The following is a 959-nucleotide window of genomic DNA, read 5'->3' on the forward strand; positions in this document are numbered from 1 at the left end:
ATGGTGACCCGTACGGGATTCGAACCCGTGTTACCGCCGTGAAAGGGCGGTGTCTTAACCGCTTGACCAACGGGCCAACAGAAGTATTTCTTACTGACAAAAAGTATTATATCTAAATATAAAGAAGATGACAAGTGCTTTTTGAAAAAAATTATTATTTTTTTATCTCACTTGAAAACACGAACGTACATTCGTTATAATGAAGAAAATGAGCTCGAGGTGATGAAATTGAATGATCACAAACCTTTGTACTCACGTGAAGAACTCCTAACACTATTAGACTACGTTCAACATAAAGCAAAAGAAGAAACGAAAATGCAAGTAGCAGAATGCATGCTTGACCACGGAATTGACAGTAAATTAGTTGGGGCTATAACAGGTTTGACTGCAAAACAATTGATCAAGAGATGAAGAATTTTACATATTCCTAGTTATCAAACTTCAAACGAAAGAAAAGGGGGGTGTCTCAAAGGCCTGTTTTTGACCTTTTGAGATATACCCTTTCTTTACTTTACTCTATCGCCGCATGGGATGGGCTTTCTCTTACTTAATTTGTAAACTCTCCTAAAGAAACGGTGACCTTCTTGAACAACATATAAGGTAAATCCGTTCAGAAATCAACAGACACGCCTGCAGTGGACCTAGCTGAAACATATCAAGCACACAAAAAAAGCACCTCCCAGTAACTGCTGAAAGGCGCGTTATATATGTATTCTTCTGGAGCTTCCAAGCGGACTTGAACCGCTGACCCCTACCTTACCATGGTAGTGCTCTACCGGCTGAGCTATGGAAGCATAAAAATGGCTCCACAGGTAGGACTCGAACCTACGACCGATCGGTTAACAGCCGATTGCTCTACCACTGAGCTACTGTGGAACGGTTTGCCTGGCAACGTCCTACTCTCACAGGGGGAAGCCCCCAACTACCATCGGCGCTGAAGAGCTTAACGACCGTGTTCG

General features: G+C 42.5%; 1 protein-coding gene, 3 tRNA genes and 1 rRNA gene. 1 reads left to right on the forward strand and 4 read right to left on the reverse strand.

Annotated elements, in window-relative coordinates:
* Position 1: 1 nt before the first annotated feature.
* Positions 2-76, reverse strand: a tRNA-Glu gene (locus tag SAY88_RS24530).
* Positions 77-141: 65 nt separating this feature from the next.
* On the opposite strand from SAY88_RS24530, the gene SAY88_RS24535 reads away from it, so the two are divergent.
* Complete coding sequence (locus SAY88_RS24535; RefSeq protein WP_332635064.1) at positions 142-411, forward strand: hypothetical protein; 270 nt, start codon at positions 142-144, stop codon at positions 409-411.
* Between the two features lie 307 nt (positions 412-718).
* Here the strand turns inward: SAY88_RS24535 and SAY88_RS24540 are convergent.
* From SAY88_RS24540 to rrf, 3 genes are all read right to left on the reverse strand, one after another.
* Positions 719-794 (reverse strand) — tRNA-Thr (locus tag SAY88_RS24540).
* Between the two features lie 7 nt (positions 795-801).
* Positions 802-876, reverse strand: a tRNA-Asn gene (locus SAY88_RS24545).
* Between the two features lie 7 nt (positions 877-883).
* A 5S ribosomal RNA gene (rrf, locus tag SAY88_RS26135) occupies positions 884-959 on the reverse strand; the annotation flags it as partial.

It is taken from the genome of Halalkalibacter flavus (assembly GCF_036663575.1).
Classification (GTDB): domain Bacteria; phylum Bacillota; class Bacilli; order Bacillales; family Bacillaceae_D; genus Halalkalibacter; species Halalkalibacter flavus.